Consider the following 18,400-nt stretch of genomic DNA (forward strand, 5'->3'; position numbering starts at 1 on the left):
GTGACCTGACGGTTTCCCCCGTCTCATCCGGGCCTGAATCGACCCGGCGCCGGCCTTGGGCTGGAAGCATAACAGGGAGTTTGTAATTCGAATGACGAACCAGCAGAAGAAATCCCCGATCCGTCAAGGCTTCAAGACCGGCGAATCGATCGTCTATCCTGCTCACGGGGTGGGTACCATCACGGCCATCGAGGAGCAAGAAGTTGCGGGCATGAAGCTTGAGCTTTTTGTCATTGATTTCGAGAAAGACAAGATGCGTCTCAAGGTTCCGGTCGCTAAGGCTGTGAGCATTGGCATGCGCAAGCTGTCGGAAACCGATTTTGTTGATCGCGCACTCAAGGTCGTACAAGGCAAGGCACGGGTAAAGCGTACCATGTGGTCCCGCCGCGCGCAGGAGTATGATGCAAAGATCAATTCGGGTGATTTGATATCGATCGCCGAGGTTGTCCGGGATCTCTACAGGGCCGAAAACCAGCCTGAGCAGTCCTATTCCGAGCGGCAGCTCTACGAGGCCGCTTTAGACAGAATGGCTCGTGAAATTGCCGCGGTGAATAAAATGTCGGAAACTGAAGCGGTGCGCCTTATCGAAGCCAATCTCAACAAGGGTCCGAAGCGCGGAAAGGTTGTCGAAGAGGACGACGCGCAGGAAGAGGCGGCATAAAAGCCGGCAAGGAGTTACAAAAAAGGCGTCTGTTCAGGACGCCTTTTTTTGTTCCACCGTTATGCACGGTCGCGGATGTTATAATAGCTTAGTGTGCCCACGCCCCAAAAGAAAAGGCCTCCGAGCAACACCAGCAACACGTTCAAGAAGCGGTTGGGATACTGAGCCTGTTCAGACAGTGTGGGCTGGATAAACGTCGCAAGATAACGTTGCTTGCTGATGGCCTCTATACGGGCTTTTTCTAGGCTTGCTAAAGCCGCGACGTAACTCTGCTGAGCGAATTCGCGCTGCGTTTCAAGTTCTTCAAATACCTGAAGCCGCTCAGAGACCGCGGAATCAACGCCAGGTCTTCCCGTTTCTCCGGATGCACCCGCGGTAACTTCACCAGCGCCGAGCCTCTGGCGTTCCTGTTGGATTTGTGTCTCAAGGCTGTTGATCTGGGCTTTGATGACACGTATGCGCGGAGTGTCTTCCGCCATCTGCTGACGTGCCGTTGCGAGGTCGGCATTAAGCCGCGCCAGTTCCTGCTCCATCGAAGCCACCAGTTGCGTCGCCAGTTTTGCTCCTTCGACAGGATCTGCCTCCTGGGATACGTCGCGGAACCGACGGAGTTCCAGCCTCGCTCCCGCGAGCCGTTTTTCGGCTAACTGAACTTCCTCGTTCGCCAGCCTCACGGTCTCGCTCCTGGCATCATTTGACAGTTGATTGATCAGGTTTTCACAGCGCTTAACGATAAAATCTGCAATTTTACGAGCTGTTTCAGGGTCGAACGCTTTAACCGTCAACTGTATGATTCCGGAAGCGTGATCAAAGTTTACCTGAACCATGTGATTCCAGTAGCTGGCCTGATCCTCAATGGGACTATCACTTGCCAGTCCAAAGAAAAAGTCGAGGCCGCGGGGGGCGTAAATTGTTTCCAGGTCGAACTCCGCATCAAGCTCGGATACCATCTTTTCGCTAAGGATATAGTCTTGAAGAATGTAGGAGTCAGCTACAGTACTACTGGAAGCAGATTGGCTGAACATGCCGAGGATATCGGATGTCATCGCCGCGCTGTCGATACTTCTCACTGCGAACGATGTAGAGCTATGATACTGATCTGCAGCAATGACGCTCATGTAAAGGCTAGATAGCGCGGTAGGAACTAGCACGAGAAGAAAAAAGCCGCTTATCATGACCCAATGACGAATCTTAAGAAGGCCCGTTTTTTTCTTCTTTTTGGGTTGCAGGAGACCCTCCAGCACCCGGACGTTCGGGTGTGCCACCGGCCGCGGCCTTGCGGTCTTTTCTCCAACGGGGTTTGATGGGTTTGCCATTATTGTTGTCCCATGTTCTTATCGTGTTGGTGGATCGCCTCTTCGATGTCGTCGAAATAGGTGACCTTACCCTTCTCGAGGACGATACCGCATTTGCAATATTCTCTTATGGTGCTCGTGCTGTGGGAGACCATTATAACATCCGAGTCGGCCAGTTTGGTGGTGAATACAGCTCTGCATTTCTTTCGGAAATTGACATCGCCGACGGCTGTCGTCTCGTCGACGAGATAATAATCGAACTTCACACCCATGCTTACGCCGAAAGCCAGTCGTGCCTTCATTCCCGAGGAGTAAGTCTTGACAGGTGCCCGGAAGAACGGGCCAAGTTCGGCGAACTCTTCTACGTAAGCTAGGAGCTCGTCGGTGTCGACCCCATAGATCCGGGCTACGAAGCGGACATTCTGCTCCCCTGTGAGGTTGCCGACGAAACTGCCATTGAAACCCAACGGCCAAGATATCCGGCCACGTCGAATTATGCGTCCCGAATCAAGTTGTATCGTGCCGGCAATCAAGCGGAGCAGCGTAGACTTTCCCGCGCCGTTTCGTCCCAGCACGCCGATGCCGCTTCCTCTTTTCAAAACCAGCGAAACGCCATCGAGTATGGTTTTCCGATGGCCCTTGTGTCGCATGTGCTTCGTTGCGTGCTCAAGCCTTATCATTCATTCCTCAACAAGCGAGATGACGCCGTGAACAACGCCGTTCCTAAAAGAAGCAGAATGCCCGAGAAGCCGTAGAGGTACTCCAAACTCAGCGCTTCACCCCGATACTCCGGATAAAACCCTTTGCGAAACAGGATTACAATATGAACAACAGGGTTCAAAAGCAGTACGTCCTGATAGGGATGTGGTATTGAATCGGGAAGGAAAAATACACCGGATAGCAGCATAAGAGGGCGCATTATAATACCATAAATACTTTCGTAGAACGGCCATTTTAAAAAGAGAACGGTGTTTGCTAGAGCTCCACCAAGAGCCAGAAACGCGGCGGCGAAAATCGCCTCGAATATCGCCGCCCAGTTCAACGTCAAAGGTGTCTTAAGCCCGTGGGATATGGCTCCTATCACCAGCACCCCGACAAAAGCGGTTGTTGCGATTTGGAGGACGAGACGGGCTATAAGTGTGTCGACAGGCGCCACACTAGGATAATTCAAAAGAGCTCGGTTTGCGGAAAGCGCGCTGCTGACATAGGTGGCTGAAGCCTGATAGAATTGAAATGCGATATAGCCGGTCGCAAAGAAAAGGGGGAAACTCGTTCCCAATGCGGGAACCTTGGCGATAACTCGGAAAAGCATGGTCAAGAGCGCAATATGAGCCGCCGGGTCCACCAGAGCCCAGATGTATCCGCCGGGGCGACTGCCAAAGCGAGTCGACATTTCCCTTATCAAAAGTGCCGCCACGATGCGGATATGTGTAATCCAGTGCATTCTTTAGTCCGTGCGTAACTATTACGAGGCCTTGCTCTATCACTCTACACCTCGCGGTGCAAAATGGCAGAATTGCGGGGGGCTCAATCTTTTGCCAATCGCGGCCTGCGGTTGCCGCGTCACATTGAGGCAACCTTCTCTTTTTCGCGCGGCCAACGGAATTGACGGTCCGCAGTTGCTTGTCTAAGTGACTTGTGGAAAGAAACTTCTAATGTCGGGTTATGTTTACTGCCGTTTCATGCCCGACGATTTCAAATTTGCGAACGGGTATATGAGCGTAGAGATCATCGGGCGTGCATGCGCCGCACCAGGAGCGAACTCTCCCGAGGAACTGTTCGAGATCATGCTTGCGCGAAAGTGCATGATCTCAGAGATTCCGCATGACCGTTGGGAATTGGCCCGCTACTGGCACCCCGAGATGGGAGTTCCAGGAAAGTACTATACGTACGCGGCCGGTGTGCTCGACGAACTGGATCGTTTTGATCCGGCGCTATTCGGCATGTCCAAGCGCGAGGCCCTCTATATGGATCCGCAGCAGCGGGTGCTGTTGGAGCTGACGTGGCGTGCGCTTGAGGACGCCAATATTCCCGCCGCGAGCCTGCAAGGTCAGAACGTAGCGGTTTACGTCGGCGCATCCAGTCTCGACCATGGCAACCTATCCGTCGAGGATCCTGCCGCTCCCGGGCCGCACTTCATGACGGGCAATACGCTGTCGATTGTGTCAAACCGAATATCCCACGTATTTGGCTTGAATGGGCCGAGTCTAACAGTGGACACGGCATGTTCATCGTCGTTGGTCGCGCTTGATCATGCCATCAAGGCGCTGAACTCCGGCGAAGTGGACACTGCTATCGTCGGCGGAGTGAATGTCCTTGTTCATCCTCTACCTTTCGTTGGTTTTGCCCAGGCGCGCATGTTGTCGAAGGACGGTCTTTGCCGCGCGTATGACGATAACGGTATTGGATACGTGAGAGCCGAGGGCGGTGTCGTTCTCGTCCTAAGGCGCAGTGATCGCGCCTCGTCCGAAGGTGACCGCAGTCATGCCACCATTATTGCATCAGGCACCAACGCGGCAGGCCGGACCAACGGCATTTCTTTGCCTTCTCGCGAAGCCCAGGCTGCGCTTCTGAAGTCGATCTACATCGACGGGGGTATAGACCCCAATACCGTCGCTTTCATCGAAGGGCATGGTACGGGCACGAAAGTTGGGGATCCGGCGGAAGTGTGGTCGTTGGGTCAGGTTATTGGTCGCCGCCGCAAGCAGCCGATCGTTATCGGATCTATCAAGACCAATATCGGGCATGCGGAGCCTGCATCCGGCCTTCTTGGCCTTATGAAGGCTATGCTGGCACTGGAGAACGATTATCTTCCGGCTTCGCTCCATTTCGATACTCCGAACGATTCGATCGATTTTGAGGGTCTCAACGTTCGTGTTGCCAGCGACGGAATGACGTTGGAGCGACGCGAGAAGGCGCGATTGGCAGGTGTCAATTCGTTCGGTTTCGGCGGTGCTAACGCGCACGTGGTGATTGCCGACCCACGTCCGGCGGTCGTCGCAGAAGCTCCAGCGATCCAGCCATTCTTTATGGTCAGTGCACATACAGCGGATAGCCTTCGAGGGTTGCTGGAGCAGTATCGCGATCGTTTGGCCTTGGCTGATGATGCCGGCCGTGCGGCGATCATCGCAGCATCCGGTATGAACCGAGCAGCTTTACGCCACAGGTACGTCCTGAAGGGCGATGATGCCTCCATACTGACGTCACTTGATCGGTTCCTTGCCTCAGGCGACACCGGTGCAGCGGAAATGGGAGAGGCGATCTCGCGCGATCCCAAAGTCGCCCTTGTATTCTCAGGCAATGGTGCGCAGTGGGCAGGTATGGGCGTTGACGCTCTTGAGCATAATGCCGTGTTCCGGGAGCGTTATCACGAAGTTGCTCGACTCTTTTCCAAGTATTCCGATATCGACCTTGTGTCGGTTCTTGCGGATCCCGATCTCGAAACGCGCCTCGCCGACACCAAACTAGCGCAACCTGTGCTGTTCGCGGTTCAGGTTGCCCTCAGCGACGCAATGATCGCCATGGGCGTCGAGGTTGCCGCAACATTTGGCCACTCTGTCGGCGAAGTCGCAGCTGCCTATGCTGCCGGCGCCCTCACCCTTGAGGATGCCGTCACTGTCATCGCAAAGCGATCACTCCATCAAGATGTGCTTGCTGGCCAGGGTACGATGGCCGCTGTCAAACTGGGTGAACAGGCAGCAGAGGAGTTGTTGCGATCGCTGGACCTGCGCGAATTGCAGGTTGCGGCGATAAACGCGCCCAATTCTGTGACAATCTCCGGTGCTGTGGACCAGATCAAGAGCCTTCGTGAGAAGGCAAGGAAGCGAAAGGTGGCAGTTCAGCCACTGGACATAAACTATCCCTTCCATCACCCCCTGATCGATCAGGCGCGAGAGGCATTTTTTGGCGATATGCCGCCGATCCATCCAAAGTCCGGCGGGAAGGCCTTCATCTCGACCGTCACGGGTAAGGTGCTAACGGGGGATTCGTTGAATCCCGATTATTGGTGGCGGAATGTCCGGCAGCCCGTGAAGTTCATGCATGCAGTCGAAGAAGCCATCGCGCTTGGTTGCAATATCTTTATCGAGGTTTCCCCGCGACCAATTCTGACGAGTTATATCAATGATGTAGCCGAGCAGCGGTCTGCCGCAGTCACGGTTGTGTCGACTCTCTCGCGAGAAACCGTTCCAGCCGTTTCCGACCCCGTTGATCGAGCAATGTCGCGTGCCATCGCATTTGGCGCTGCGGTTGATCGTTCCAAGGTTTTCGGCGCGCGTAATGCAGCGGTAGCGCTACCAGTGTTGCCGTTTGACAAAACAGAACTCCATCCCGAAGCCACAACCGATCGCGTCGACATTTATGGTCGCAACGGCCGTTACCCTTATTCACTCGTCGGCTGGCGCACGGACCCGAATGGCACTGCCTGGAAGAACCATGTTGATGCTCATCTCTTTCCAGATTTGGCCGAGCATGTCGTCGACAACCGTTCAATCCTGCCGGGAAGCGGATTTATCGAAATCGCCATCGGTGCTGGTCGGCAGTTTTTTGACAGCGAACGGATCGAGATCACGAACCTCGAAATCGTTCGTCCACTCGAGCTCAGCCAGAATCGCATGCTCGAGCTGTCGACGCTCATCTCCCCGGAGACCGGTGATTTCCAGATACGGTCCAGAGAGCGCCTTTCCGACGATGACTGGTCGGTCCATGTCGTGGGACGAATGCGTAAACTTGCGACCGTCGAAGTGGGATCATCGCCTATTCCCGCGCTCGTCGGTGAGACAGTGTCTGTCGGCGCGGACAAGGCCTATCGCACGGCAGCCAATTTCGGTTTGGACTACGGACCGCGTTTCCAGCTTCTGAAGAGGGCGACAAGCTATGGCGATCGTATTGTTGCCGTGGAGCTCAACGAAGCCGCACCGATCGCGCATCCGCTCCTGAGCTTCAATCTCAACCCACTGTCCGTTGATGCCATTTTCCACGGACTCGTCGCACTTTTCGACCGCTTCAGCGGAGAGCGCGGCGGCGCGCCTTACATCCCTGTTCGCTTCGGTCGGATCAGCATCGAACGCCTTGGAGAGCCCGTTTCCAGCGCTATTATCGAAATCGAGCGGCTTAGTGACACGTCGATAAAGGCCAACTTCCACATCTTTGGTGCAGACGGCAAGCGCATCGCTGTTCTCGCCGACGCCCGGTTCCGGCGCACGTTCCTCAAGCAGCATAAGACGCTTGACGCACTTTCCTTCCATTACGAGTCGGTTCTCGCGGAAGTCGATGGACGTAAGGAACACGGTCCCGTTCTCGCCGTGGATGATGCCTTCTCCGATGTCGAAGAAGTCGGCCTTGGGAACGACAGCCTGCTGCTCCAAGCGGCCGTGTTCAGCGCGATCTACGAGGTATGTGGAAAGCTCGCAAAGAGCGGCAATGTGGTCACTGTGTCGGATCTACCAGTTGAACTGGGGCCGCGTCGATACCTCAGTAACTGTCTGCAGTTGTTGGTCGACGCCGGGTTTGCGAAAGCCGACGACGGTGCATGGACGCTGGAAAAAGACGTATCGCTACCACTGGCGGCTGAGCTTCTCCGGGATATTTATGCGACGTCACCTGATCGTGGCGTAGACGTTGTATTGCTGAACGATTGCCATCGGGAAGCGCTTGCTTTGATCAAGGGCGACAGCGTTGGCGACGTGCCTGAACGCGGGACCGAAGCTTTTGTCAGCGAAGCAACGCTTTCGCACGATGCCGTTCACTCAGTCACTGCAAAGGAACGAGCCGATACGCTGATCGTTGCGCTTCGGCGCGTTTTGGGCGATATCGGAAACGCAACGGCAGGCGTCAAAGTCGTCGAGGTCGCAACGGTGTCGGCCCATGTTAGCCGGAGAATTGCCGATGCTGTGCTGGCTGCAGGCGGTTCGCTCGTCGTATGTGAGGCGGACGGCGGTGCTAGGCGTAATCTTGAGGTGCAGTTCGAGAATGATCCGCATGTGAAGGTGATGTCGCCGGATCAGTTCGCATTGGCGGGGGATGCGGATCTGGTGGTCAGCGCATCCGATACTCTTTCGGCGCTACTGCGCGCGGATGCGAGTATTGCGGCATGGTTGCGTGGTACGCAGGCTTTTCTTGGAGCCTTCACTTCGCCAAGTGTCTTTACCGATTTTGTGTTCGGTCTCGTCGACGAGATCAACGTGTTCCAGACTGCCGATGCCTGGGGCAAAATCTTCGAAGAAATGGGTTTCGATCAGGTCAGAACCGCGGCACGCGAGTTGTCGGGTGGCAGCATCGTCACTGTCCAGGCGGTGAAGCCTCGCGAAACCGTCTTGGATGGTCAAGCGACCGTACCCCCGGCTGCTGACAAGGTTCTGCTGCTGTCGGACAGAAGTATCGCAGCGTCCGATGTTAAGCAGTGGCTTGGCGATCGCTTCGTACCGATCGCCAGTTTGTCCGTTGGAAAGGACCTCGTTAAGGACAGAGAACTCATACTCGCGGCGTTGCAGGAACACGGCGATGATCTACGGGCGGTGGTCTATGTGTCGGAAGACAACAGCTCCGATTCCTCCGAGGTCCTCTTGCAACGCGTCATGGGCATCAATGCCTTTGCGATGGCGTTTGCCGATTGCCGAGATACGGTGATCGTGAAAAAGGGAATGCCGCTACTGGTTCTTGCTCCCAATGGCGCACCTTTCGCCAAGACCGAAGACAATGCCGCTTCGAGCCCTGTCAACACTGGTCTGTGGACCTACCTGCGGGTTATTCGCAACGAGTTCGACTACGCCGACATTCGCGTTCTTGATGCCGACCCAACAACCCGCGGGAGCGGTGCGTTGGCCGATCTGATGAACCGGGTACTGGGCGATGTGGGAAATGTACGCGAGTGGTACTTTGCGGACGGGGCACTACGAGAGGTCCGAGCCGTCCCTGGTGCACTAACGACGGTTGCGCGAACGACAGCGCAGTTCGCCGCCGCAACCATTCGTCAGCAGGTGCCGTCTCAGGTTTCAACTATCCGGTGGGAGAGCGCCGATACTCCGGCCGCTGGTCCGGACGAAGTGGTCGTGCGTGTAGCCGCGACCGGTCTGAATTTCCGTGATGTCATGTGGGCCATGGGCTTGCTGCCTGAGGAGGCCTTGGAAGACGGATTTGCAGGGGCTTCCATCGGTATGGAATTCTCCGGCGAAATCGTCCAGGTGGGTAGCGATGTTACCGATCTTGCGGTTGGCGACCCGGTTATGGCGATCGCTGCCTCGGCGTTTTCTACCCACGTCGTGGTGAAGCGTGATGGCGTTGCGAGGCTTCCGGAGGGCGTCGATGTTGTTGCCGCTGCTTCAATTCCGGTTGTATTTCTGACGGCTTACTACGCCTTGATAGAACTGGGTCGTATGCGGCCAGGCGATACGGTACTTATCCATGGTGCTGCAGGCGGTGTTGGCCTGGCCGCACTTCAAGTCGCAAAACACGTAGGTGCCACTGTCATTGCGACAGCCGGAACGCCTGAAAAGCGACGGTTCCTCGAGATGCTGGGTGCTCACCATGTGTTCGACTCGCGATCGCTCGGGTTCGTTGCCGATGTGCGGGCTATTACCGGTGATGAGGGTGTCGATCTCGTTCTCAACTCCCTGTTCGGTCAGGCGATGGAGCAGAGCCTTTCATTGGTAAAGCCATTTGGTCGATTCCTGGAACTCGGCAAACGCGACTATTACGCCGATAGCAAAATCGGCTTGCGTCCGTTCCGTCGAAACATCAGCTATTTCGGTATCGATGCCGATCAGTTGCTTGTGCTTCAGCCCGACCTTTCGCGTCGTCTTTTGGCGGAGATCGGTCGTCTGTTCGAGGAGGGCGTCTTTTCGCCGCTTCCGTATCGTGCGTTCCACTACGATGAGATTGGTGACGCCTTCCGGCTGATGCAAAACTCAGGTCATATAGGCAAGATTGTCGTGCTTCCGCCGGTACCCGGCAAGGACCCGGTTGCGGTTCGGGCACGTCGCCAGCTTGAGCTTGATCCAAACGGAATGCATCTCGTGGTGGGCGGCATCGGCGGGTTTGGCCTTGCGGCCGCAGATTGGCTTGTCGAAAAGGGCGCCCGCTACATCGCATTGTGTTCCCGCAAAGGAATCCCCGACGCGGAAACGCAGGCGGCTATGCAGCGTTGGTCGCGCGATGGCGTCGTTGCCGTCGTTCACGCTTGTGACGTGACGAGCGAAATCGCCGTGCAGCAACTCTTGGAAAAGCTGAGGACGGTCGCTCCGCTCAAGACCGTTGTCCACGCGGCGATGATTCTTGATGATGCTCTGGTTGGCAATCTGACCGAAGAACGTAATCGTCCAGTAATCGACGTAAAGGCCAAGGGGCTTGCGCTCATGGACCAGCTGACACGGGACGACAACCTGGATCATTTCATAGCGTTTTCCTCGGTTACCACAATGGTTGGCAATCCTGGACAGTCCAACTACGTTGCCGCCAACGGCTTCATGGAAGGACTGGTCCGTGCTCGCCGTGAGGAGGGCCTCCCGGCGCTGGCGGTGGGTTTTGGAGCCATTGCGGACGCTGGTTATCTCGCCCGCAATACCGATGTGGGACAAATCCTGGACCGACGGCTCGGGAAAACCGCCCTGCCTGCACGCGATGCCCTTCATCTGGTTGAACAGTATATCGAAATCGCGCCCGACAGCGTAGACGCATCGGTGGTGATGATCTCGGAGTTTGACTGGGCGATGGCCCACAATCTTCCGGTCGTAAAGGAAGCTCTGTTCGAGATTGTGACACGGAAAGCCTCCCAAAATGCGGGAGGCTCGGAGGGTGGAGAAATCGATCTTGTCGCGATGATCGAAGGCAAATCGCCGGCGGAAGCGCAAGATGCGCTTTTCAAGGTCATCGCAAATGAGATCGCCAGCATCCTTCGCGTGGCGCCTGAAAGCGTGAATAAAGATAGCGTTTTGAAAGAGATCGGGCTCGACAGTCTTATGGCCGTTGAACTTGGAATGAACTTCGAACAGAATACTGGTTTCGACATGCCGCTAAGCAGCCTGTCGGATAATGCAACTGTGGGTGATGTCACTCGCCGGCTTTATGAGAAGGTCAGTGCTCGCAGCGGTGGCGGGGACAACGATGGAGAGACGTCTACGGACGCCAAGATCGTTGATGAACTGAGCCGTCGACATACCGGGTCAGCCTGATAAACCGGGCGCCCGGTCGACGAAAGACTGGAGAGGCATGGGAATGACCGGAAATAAGCGTCAGGATCTCTTGGATCGTATGAAAAACGTTCATAAGACGATCGAGCAAGGTCGGCAATCCCGTACGGGTGAGGCGTCCGTGGTTCGGGCTGCGGTGCGTAAGCAGCCGAGCTTCGACCAGTTGGCCGAGTACAAGCAGGTCGTCGTGCAGAAGATGGCTGGTGAGCAACTCGGTATGGCTAATCCGTTTTATCGGGCTCACGAGGCGGCAAGTGGTGCCTATGCCGTTATTGGCGGGAAGTCCTACGACAACTTCGCATCTTATGACTATCTCGGTCTCAACAAACATCCTGCTGTGCTCGCTGGGGCAGAGGAAGCGCTTGCACAGTTCGGCGTGTCCGCATCCGCAAGCCGTCTTGTGGCGGGCGAGCGCACCATCCATGTCGCCCTCGAACAGGCACTCGCACAGAACTACGAGTCGGAAGCGGCCGTCTGTTTTGTCAGCGGTTACCTGACCAACGTTGCCGCAATAGGATGTATCATGGGGCCGCGAGATCTCGTGCTGCACGACGAGTTCATCCACAACAGCGCTTTGTCAGGAATAAAACTCTCTGGCGCCAACCGACGTTTCTTTAAGCACAACGACATGGCCGATCTTGAGCGGCTGCTCCGAACGCTTGGCAGTGACTACGAGCGCATTCTGGTTGTTGCTGAAGGCATATACTCAATGGACGGCGATATCGCCGACTTACCTGGCCTCGTCAGGCTGAAGCAAGAATTCAATTTCTGGCTCATGATGGACGAGGCTCATTCGCTGGGCGTTCTTGGGGATACCGGAAGGGGTATTTTCGAGCATTTTGGCGTCTCGCCATCCGAAGTTGACATCTGGATGGGTACGCTATCGAAAACGACCTGCAGCTGCGGCGGCTATATCGCCGGCAGCGAGGCGCTTATCATGTTGCTAAAGGCGCAGGCAGGCGGCTTTGTTTACAGCGTGGGATTGGCGCCGGTGCTTGCGGCTTCTGCGATGGCCAGCCTGTCGGTGCTGAAGGACGAGCCTGCGCGTGTCCACGCACTTCGGCGGAACAGCCAAACGTTCCTAGAGTATGCAAAGGAGCGCGGGCTTGATACCGGGCTGAGCCAGGGATATTCAGTCGTCCCGGTTATTGTGGCGGACTCTTTGCGAGCTGTGCAACTGTCGAATGAGCTCTTTGACGCCGGGGTGAACGTGTTACCGATCATACATCCGGCCGTCCCCGAGGGGCTCGCCCGCTTGCGGTTTTTCATTACCAGTTCCCATTCGGAAGAACAGATCCGGCGCGCAGTCGATCTGACTGCTGATATTCTTGCGAAACTGAAAGAGCGAAATTTCGGCATAGGTTCCGCCAAAGTGATGCAGGTGTTGGCGCGGCTGGCCCAAGCCTGAACCGTTAAGCGGGGATACCGAACCTTGCTCAGCCAACTCGACAGGGTGCGTTCTTCGGCATGCATGTGATCATTACCGGCGGTTCAAGTGGCATCGGACTCGCCTTGGCGCGCCGGTATCTTGAGCGCGATACGGCGGTCACAGTGGTAGGGCGTTCCAAAAGCAGACTTGAGGCGGCTCAACAGGAGCTACTGGCTCTGAATGAGGGCTTTGGGCCACGGTTGATGGCGGTGGAGGCGGACGTAAACAACGAACCCGCCCTTCGCGATGCAACGGCAAAGGCGGAAGCTGCCTTGGGCCCCTGCGATATCCTGATAACGTCCGCTGGGCTCGTCGAGCCGGCTGCGTTTGATGTCTTGGATGGCAGCCGCTTTTCAGCGCAGGTAGAGACGAACCTGATCGGGACGGCAAACGCCATCCGGTGCGTTTACGCCGGGATGAAGGAGCGTGGAAAGGGGCGTATCTTGATGATCTCCTCCGGGGCGGCTCTTATTGGCATCCACGGCTACACCGCGTATTGCGCGTCGAAGTCCGCTCTCGTCGGCTTCTCGGAGGCACTGCGTGTCGAGTCCGCTCCTTACGGAGTAAAGGTTTCCATATGTTATCCGCCTGATACGGAAACGCCGCAGTTTGCCAATGAATTGCCGCTTCGTAGTCCCCAGGCGATTGCGGTCATGGGAACCGTTCGGCCGTGGACAGCCGGCAGGGTTGCAGAACGCATCGAGCAACTGTTGTCGCGAGGTGCGGACGTCATTCATTTTGGCCCTGGACTGACGCTGCTCGCCCGTTTTGGTCCCCTGGTGAAGCCTATGCTGTATTGGTGGTTCAGGAGGCGCACCAGGCATATTGTCTAGGTTGCGGATTGTCATGTCTGGAGCAGCTCGCGTTCGTAGCGAAAAAACTTTCTGCGGCGCTGGGCCTCGGGATCCAACCAGTCGGGATTCGAAAGGAGTCTGTCCACTAGATTGGAAGCGCCCGTGGCTATTGCTTCCTTGCCGATGAAACCGCCGCGGACCTGGATGGTCGCCATCAATGCCTTTTCGAAAATTTCGACCGCTTCGCTGTCGGGCGGCATGGCTTCCTGCCAGAATTCACGTAGGCTCCTTTGCCACGTCAGCCCCGGCAAATCGTAAATGGATGCACCAAGCGAGATAACCGGCTTTCGGGCTAGGACGGCTGTCAGGCCAACAGTGGAGTTTATCGTCACGATGCCGACGCTCGCAGCAATCAGCTTTTCCAGATTTCCGCCGTCGATGACGTCAACGCGGTCCCCGATCCCCAAATTCGCAGCCCAGCTTAAGATCTTGCGCCGCCAACCTGACAGCCCGTTGTCGATCGGGTGAACTTTGAAAAGCAGCCGCTCCGTCGGGGCGCTGTTCTTGGCAAAGGAGTGCATCGTCGCACTGACCAAGCGATAATGGTCGCCGATCGGTGCATGCTTTCTTATCTGGTAGTCGCCGGGCAATTGAAGCGGAAAGAGAAAAAACGATGGATGACTAGCCCCAAGGTAGTGGGCCTCCAACTTCGCAGCCTGGCCGGAACGCCGGCGTCGCGTAAAAGCCTTTCCAACCCATCCCGCATACTCGACTAAAGGGTGGACGGGGCCGTGCGTGCGGTAGTTCGGATGGGCAATCCAGCCGAAGAGAACGTTTGGAATGTGAAAGGCGAGATCGTAAAGAGCGTAGGTCAAAAAGCTCGATCTAAACGAGTGGCTCTGCTGCGGAACAGGCATGGACGCCAATGCTCTCAAAGCTTCGATTTCCGCTGGAAACAAGGATTGGCTAGACATGCCGAACGGCTCCAGCGTCAGCCAGTCCGGCCGGAGATATCCGTGTTCAAAAACATAGGCGCGAATCCCTATTTGTCTGGCGACATCCAGTGCTTCAGCATGTTTCGGACGTCCATCCCCGAGCATCAGAATGTCGGTTACGCCGTGCACAGCGATGTAATTCTTCAGGAAGTCAGCCCATTGCCCATCCGCTCCCCGAAACCAATCCCCTGATCGAGGCCACCAGAAGAGGGCATCCCCGAGACAAAAGTTGATCTTGTGAACGACGCCGCCGCGCTGTTCAACGCAGTGGGCTACCTGCTTCAGAAAGGGCGATGCAGGTCCCTGCAGAAGGAGTAGTGACAAACGCCGCATTCGACTCACATAGCAACTTGTTCAGGGGCAACACGGCACTTATAGTCGCGGCTCTTTCCACATGAAAGCATCCTGAATCGGTGACCGGTTGCGAATCCATTGCAGAGTATCTCAAGCACGATGTCCGTTGTGAAGCAGCCGCGTGAAACCAAGCCTGTCATCCTGTTCCTTCAGGGGCCACCGTCTGTGTTCTGGCGGGAGCTTGCTGATGCCTTCGAACTGGCCGGTGTCAAAACCTTGCGAGTCAATTTCTCGCTGGGAGATCAATTATTCTGGCGAAAGCGAGGTGCCATCAACTTCCGTAAACCTCTAAAGCACTGGCGGGGTTTTGTCGAAGCCTTGATCAAAAGGGAGGGGGTGACGGACATCCTCTACTATGCAGACCAACTTCCGTATCATCGGACGGCTTGGGAGGTCGCGGAGACGCTGGGGGTACGATGTCACGCCGTCGAACACGGCTATCTTCGCCCTGACTGGCTGACTCTTGAACGTGGCGGGATGGGGCGATTTTCTCATTTCCCGGTGGACCCAGCCCAAATATCGGCAATTGCCCGATCTGTGGCCGCGCCGGACCTTACGGTGCGCTATCCGCATACCTTCGGTCAGGAGGCATTCAACGAGGTACTCTACAATCTGGTTGCGTATTTCGGACGTCCGTTCTTCCCCTTCTTCTCAGACGACAAATACTACTCCGCTCTCAAGGACTACCTACCGTGGGTCGTGCGAGCATTCTTTCCGACCCGGCATCTGGCATCCGAGGAGCTTCAGAACGGTCTCACGCCCTATTTTCTCGTGGCGCTGCAGCTGCAAAGCGATTATCAGATACGCGCGAATTCGCGTTTCGTCCATTTGGCCGACATGCTGGACGAAGTTATCGGTTCGTTTGCAAGATATGCCGACAGGAATGCATCTCTCCTGATCAAGCAGCATCCCCTTGACAACGGCATCGAGCGATGGGGTAGCAGGGTCACCTCAATCTCACGGCGCCATGGGGTGGAAGAGCGGGTTCGTTTTTTTGAACAGGGAAATCTGAACGCAATCCTCAAGTCTGCGACCGGGGTCGTTGTCGTCAATTCCACCGTTGGAATCCATAGTATCAGAACGCTCAAGCCTACCATCGCGCTTGGTTGCGCCGTCTACGACGTGGAGGGGCTTACGCATCAGGACGGCATCGACAGTTTCTGGCGAAACCCTTCGCCGGTCGATCCGGCTTTGGTCGATGATCTCGTGCAGGCGCTTGCGGCGACCATACAGGTGAAAGGCAATTTTTATCATAGGGAGGGGAAAGTCGTCGCGATTGCCGAGATGGTTCGGCGAATTGTCGCACGAGAGGTCAATCTCCCCGGTGGATTTCTTGATACGCCGCCGAGACTCACTTGGCAAAAGGGCATCCAGGCTCGACCTGAGGCGATGCAATAGGGTGACGGTGCCGTTCTTAAATTATTAGTTTGAGTGCCCTTAGTGTAATTGGGTTGTGGAGTTTTCGTGCGTGCCCGTGTTACAGGGTTGGCGGACGAAGGTCGGGAGACGGGTTTTGAAGCGCATTGCAGTTGTGATTGTTTGTGCCGGCTTGGCAGGCTGTGAGGCTGTTCCCGGTGCAGGCCCTCTGGCGTCCGACATCAATGCTCAAGCAGGTAAGTCGCTGACGGAAACCCAGCGTGCCCACGGCGTAGTATTCGACGTGGTGGACGTAGACAGCACCGCTGCTCGTACGGTTGCCGAGTTTTCGACGGGCATGTTGAAGCGACGCTTCGGATTGGGTGGTGCCGCGACGAGGCCTGTTATTGGCGTTGGTGACCGACTCCGTATCACGATCTTCGAGGCTGGTGCTGATGGTCTTTTCTCGACTTCGGACTCCAAGCAGACCAACATAGAGGTCGTCGTTCAGCCTGATGGCAAGGCGGCCATTCCTTACGTCGGGATGGTGACTTTTGCTGGACGGACGCTGGAAGAAGCACGTCAGGCTGTTCTCGGCTCTTTGGCCAACAAGGCGGTAGAACCCGACGTTATCGTCAATGCCCTGGAATCGTCTTCGCGGACGGTGGCTGTTGCTGGCGCCGTGGGACACCCTTCCGTCGTGCCGCTCGGCCTAACGGCGGAAAAGATCAGCGAAGTAATTGCAAGAGCAGGCGGTCCGGAAGCTGAGCCTTACGAATCGTATGTCACTCTCGTGCGCGGACAAAGAACTGGCTCGGTGCTGCTGCAAACGCTGCTCGACAACCCGTCTGAAAATATCTACGTCGAGCCAAAGGACCAGATTTTCGTATCAAGGGATCCGAGGACGTTTACCGTTCTGGGCGAGGTCTGGAAGAATGGTCGCATCCCCTTCGGCGCGAACGAGGTCAATCTTCTCGAAGCTATTGCGCTGGCTGGTGGCGGGGCGGATGCGCGTGCCGACGCCAGGGGCTATTTCGTATTTCGCTACGAGGAACCGGAGATTGTTTCCGATCTGCTTTCCGCCGAGCGGTTCCACGATCTCGTCGCTAAGGGCATGAAGCCGAACAAAGACGGCAAGTATCCGATCGTCTATCGCTTTGACATGTCGGTTGCCGATAGCCTGATTATCGGCCAGACCTTCCCTATCAAGAACCGCGATGTGATTTATGCGTCCAGACATCCTTCCGTGGACTTTGTGAAGTTCATGACGATGATCCGTCAGCCGGTTGGTATCGCGGACGATGCAGTTGGCATCGCTAGAGGGATACAGCTTCTTCAAGAATAACGTCACGCATAGTTGTTGTAGCGCCGGCGAGCGACCTTTGTCGCCACGCGATCATCTCCAAAACAAAAGCCCCGGTCGAGCGACCGGGGCTTTTGCGTCGTGTGACCTATATGCTTTGTTACTCGCGATTTCCGAGGAAGCGTAGGAGGAACAAAAACAGGTTGACGAAGTCGAGGTAGAGCTGAAGCGCACCCATGATGGCTTTGCGACCGGCAACATCCACGCCGTCGGCTTCATAGTAGGATTCCTTGATCCGCTGTGTGTCCCATGCGGTCAGACCCGCGAACACGAGAACACCGATCACCGAGATCGCAAAATCCAAGGCTGACGACGCTAGGAAGATATTTACCAATGAAGCGATGATCAGTCCGAACAGACCCATAACCAGGAAGGAGCCCATTGCAGAGAGGTCGCGGCGCGTGGTGTAGCCGTAAAGCGACAGCGAACCGAAGGCGGCTGCCGTCACGAAGAACGTCTGCACGATGCTCTGTCCGGTGTAGATCAGGAAGATCGACGACAGCGACAGACCCATCAACGCTGCATAAACCCAGAACGTTGTCTGAGCGGCAGATACGCTCATGGAATTAATGCGGAAGCTCATGAAGAATACGAGTGCCAGCGGTGCCAGCATTACCACCCACTTCAGCGGGCTTATATAGATCGCCTGGCCGAAAGCTGTCAGTTGGCCATCGGCGAATGCGAACTGAAAGGCAAGGTAAGCCGCGACACCCGTGATCGCGAGGCCGAGAGCCATCAGGTTGTAAACCTTCAGCATATAGGCGCGCAGTCCTTCATCGACCATCGTCGACGAGGCGGCGCTGCCTGCCATCCGGTTGGGATAATTGCGGTAATCAGACATATTTTCCTCTTTATAAGCTTCGATTTGGTTACGGTGTCGGGCAAACGCCCAGGCGCCGCTGCGAAGCTCCAGCATGCCTGCTGACAATATGATGCCAGTTCCCCTCCCAAACAAGGTCGATCCGGTC

The 18,400-nt window shown here is 56.1% G+C and carries 11 protein-coding genes; 6 read left to right on the top strand and 5 right to left on the bottom strand.

Translation table 11 applies throughout. From position 1 onward, the window contains the following. Positions 1-91: 91 nt before the first annotated feature. A complete protein-coding gene (locus J5J10_RS00330; protein ID WP_208552198.1) occupies positions 92-661 on the top strand; it encodes a CarD family transcriptional regulator in 570 nt (189 codons plus the stop codon). A 59-nt stretch (positions 662-720) separates the two neighbouring features. On the opposite strand, the gene J5J10_RS00335 is transcribed toward J5J10_RS00330, so the two are convergent. The 3 genes from J5J10_RS00335 to J5J10_RS00345 are packed head-to-tail and all read right to left on the bottom strand — an operon-like array spanning position 721 to position 3,400. Next, complete coding sequence (locus J5J10_RS00335; protein WP_211928350.1) at positions 721-1,977, bottom strand: RkpR, polysaccharide export protein; 1,257 nt, start codon at positions 1,975-1,977, stop codon at positions 721-723. Beyond that, the gene (locus J5J10_RS00340; RefSeq protein WP_211928351.1) at positions 1,977-2,636 is read right to left on the bottom strand and encodes an ABC transporter ATP-binding protein; all 660 of its coding nucleotides are present in this window, start codon (positions 2,634-2,636) and stop codon (positions 1,977-1,979) included. Before J5J10_RS00340 ends, J5J10_RS00335 begins: the two co-directional genes overlap by 1 nt. After that, positions 2,633-3,400, bottom strand: coding sequence for an ABC transporter permease (locus tag J5J10_RS00345; RefSeq protein ID WP_211928352.1), 768 nt, complete (start codon positions 3,398-3,400; stop codon positions 2,633-2,635). Before J5J10_RS00345 ends, J5J10_RS00340 begins: the two co-directional genes overlap by 4 nt. Before the next feature lie 271 nt (positions 3,401-3,671). Between J5J10_RS00345 and J5J10_RS00350 the strand changes: the two genes are divergently transcribed. From J5J10_RS00350 to J5J10_RS00360, 3 genes are read left to right on the top strand one after another with little or no spacing between them, the layout of a single operon-like run. Then, on the top strand, positions 3,672-11,123 hold the full coding sequence (locus tag J5J10_RS00350; RefSeq protein ID WP_211931093.1) for a type I polyketide synthase: 7,452 nt from the start codon (positions 3,672-3,674) through the stop codon (positions 11,121-11,123). Positions 11,124-11,166: 43 nt separating this feature from the next. Next, entirely contained in the window at positions 11,167-12,549 is a 1,383-nt protein-coding gene (locus J5J10_RS00355) for an aminotransferase class I/II-fold pyridoxal phosphate-dependent enzyme (RefSeq protein ID WP_211928353.1), read from the top strand. Between the two features lie 59 nt (positions 12,550-12,608). Continuing rightward, positions 12,609-13,403 carry an SDR family oxidoreductase gene (locus tag J5J10_RS00360; RefSeq protein WP_211928354.1) on the top strand — a complete coding sequence of 265 codons (795 nt, stop codon included), beginning with the start codon at positions 12,609-12,611 and terminating at the stop codon, positions 13,401-13,403. Positions 13,404-13,414: 11 nt separating this feature from the next. Here J5J10_RS00360 and J5J10_RS00365 read toward each other — a convergent pair whose 3' ends face one another. Next, a complete protein-coding gene (locus J5J10_RS00365) occupies positions 13,415-14,692 on the bottom strand; it encodes a capsular biosynthesis protein (RefSeq protein ID WP_211928355.1) in 1,278 nt (425 codons plus the stop codon). Between the two features lie 129 nt (positions 14,693-14,821). On the opposite strand from J5J10_RS00365, the gene J5J10_RS00370 reads away from it, so the two are divergent. Beyond that, a complete protein-coding gene (locus J5J10_RS00370; protein WP_349252025.1) occupies positions 14,822-16,111 on the top strand; it encodes a capsular biosynthesis protein in 1,290 nt (429 codons plus the stop codon). 115 nt (positions 16,112-16,226) lie between these two features. Then, entirely contained in the window at positions 16,227-17,414 is a 1,188-nt protein-coding gene (locus tag J5J10_RS00375) for a polysaccharide biosynthesis/export family protein (protein ID WP_208554426.1), read from the top strand. A 118-nt stretch (positions 17,415-17,532) separates the two neighbouring features. Here the strand turns inward: J5J10_RS00375 and J5J10_RS00380 are convergent, their stop codons facing one another. Continuing rightward, the gene (locus tag J5J10_RS00380; RefSeq protein WP_211931094.1) at positions 17,533-18,273 is read right to left on the bottom strand and encodes a Bax inhibitor-1/YccA family protein; all 741 of its coding nucleotides are present in this window, start codon (positions 18,271-18,273) and stop codon (positions 17,533-17,535) included. Positions 18,274-18,400 lie beyond the last annotated feature (127 nt).

Origin of the sequence: Ciceribacter sp. L1K23, assembly GCF_018122705.1 — a bacterium.
GTDB lineage: Bacteria > Pseudomonadota > Alphaproteobacteria > Rhizobiales > Rhizobiaceae > Allorhizobium.

Bases quoted from the DNA above. Each gene is read 5' to 3' on its own strand.
- J5J10_RS00360 (WP_211928354.1), top strand. From the start codon at position 12,609: ATGCATGTGATCATTACCGGCGGTTCAAGTGGCATCGGACTCGCCTTG.
- J5J10_RS00330 (WP_208552198.1), top strand. From the start codon at position 92: ATGACGAACCAGCAGAAGAAATCCCCGATCCGTCAAGGCTTCAAGACC.
- J5J10_RS00340 (WP_211928351.1), bottom strand. From the start codon at position 2,636: ATGATAAGGCTTGAGCACGCAACGAAGCACATGCGACACAAGGGCCAT.
- J5J10_RS00345 (WP_211928352.1), bottom strand. From the start codon at position 3,400: ATGCACTGGATTACACATATCCGCATCGTGGCGGCACTTTTGATAAGG.
- J5J10_RS00355 (WP_211928353.1), top strand. From the start codon at position 11,167: ATGACCGGAAATAAGCGTCAGGATCTCTTGGATCGTATGAAAAACGTT.
- J5J10_RS00335 (WP_211928350.1), bottom strand. From the start codon at position 1,977: ATGGCAAACCCATCAAACCCCGTTGGAGAAAAGACCGCAAGGCCGCGG.
- J5J10_RS00350 (WP_211931093.1), top strand. From the start codon at position 3,672: ATGAGCGTAGAGATCATCGGGCGTGCATGCGCCGCACCAGGAGCGAAC.
- J5J10_RS00380 (WP_211931094.1), bottom strand. From the start codon at position 18,273: ATGTCTGATTACCGCAATTATCCCAACCGGATGGCAGGCAGCGCCGCC.
- J5J10_RS00365 (WP_211928355.1), bottom strand. From the start codon at position 14,692: ATGCGGCGTTTGTCACTACTCCTTCTGCAGGGACCTGCATCGCCCTTT.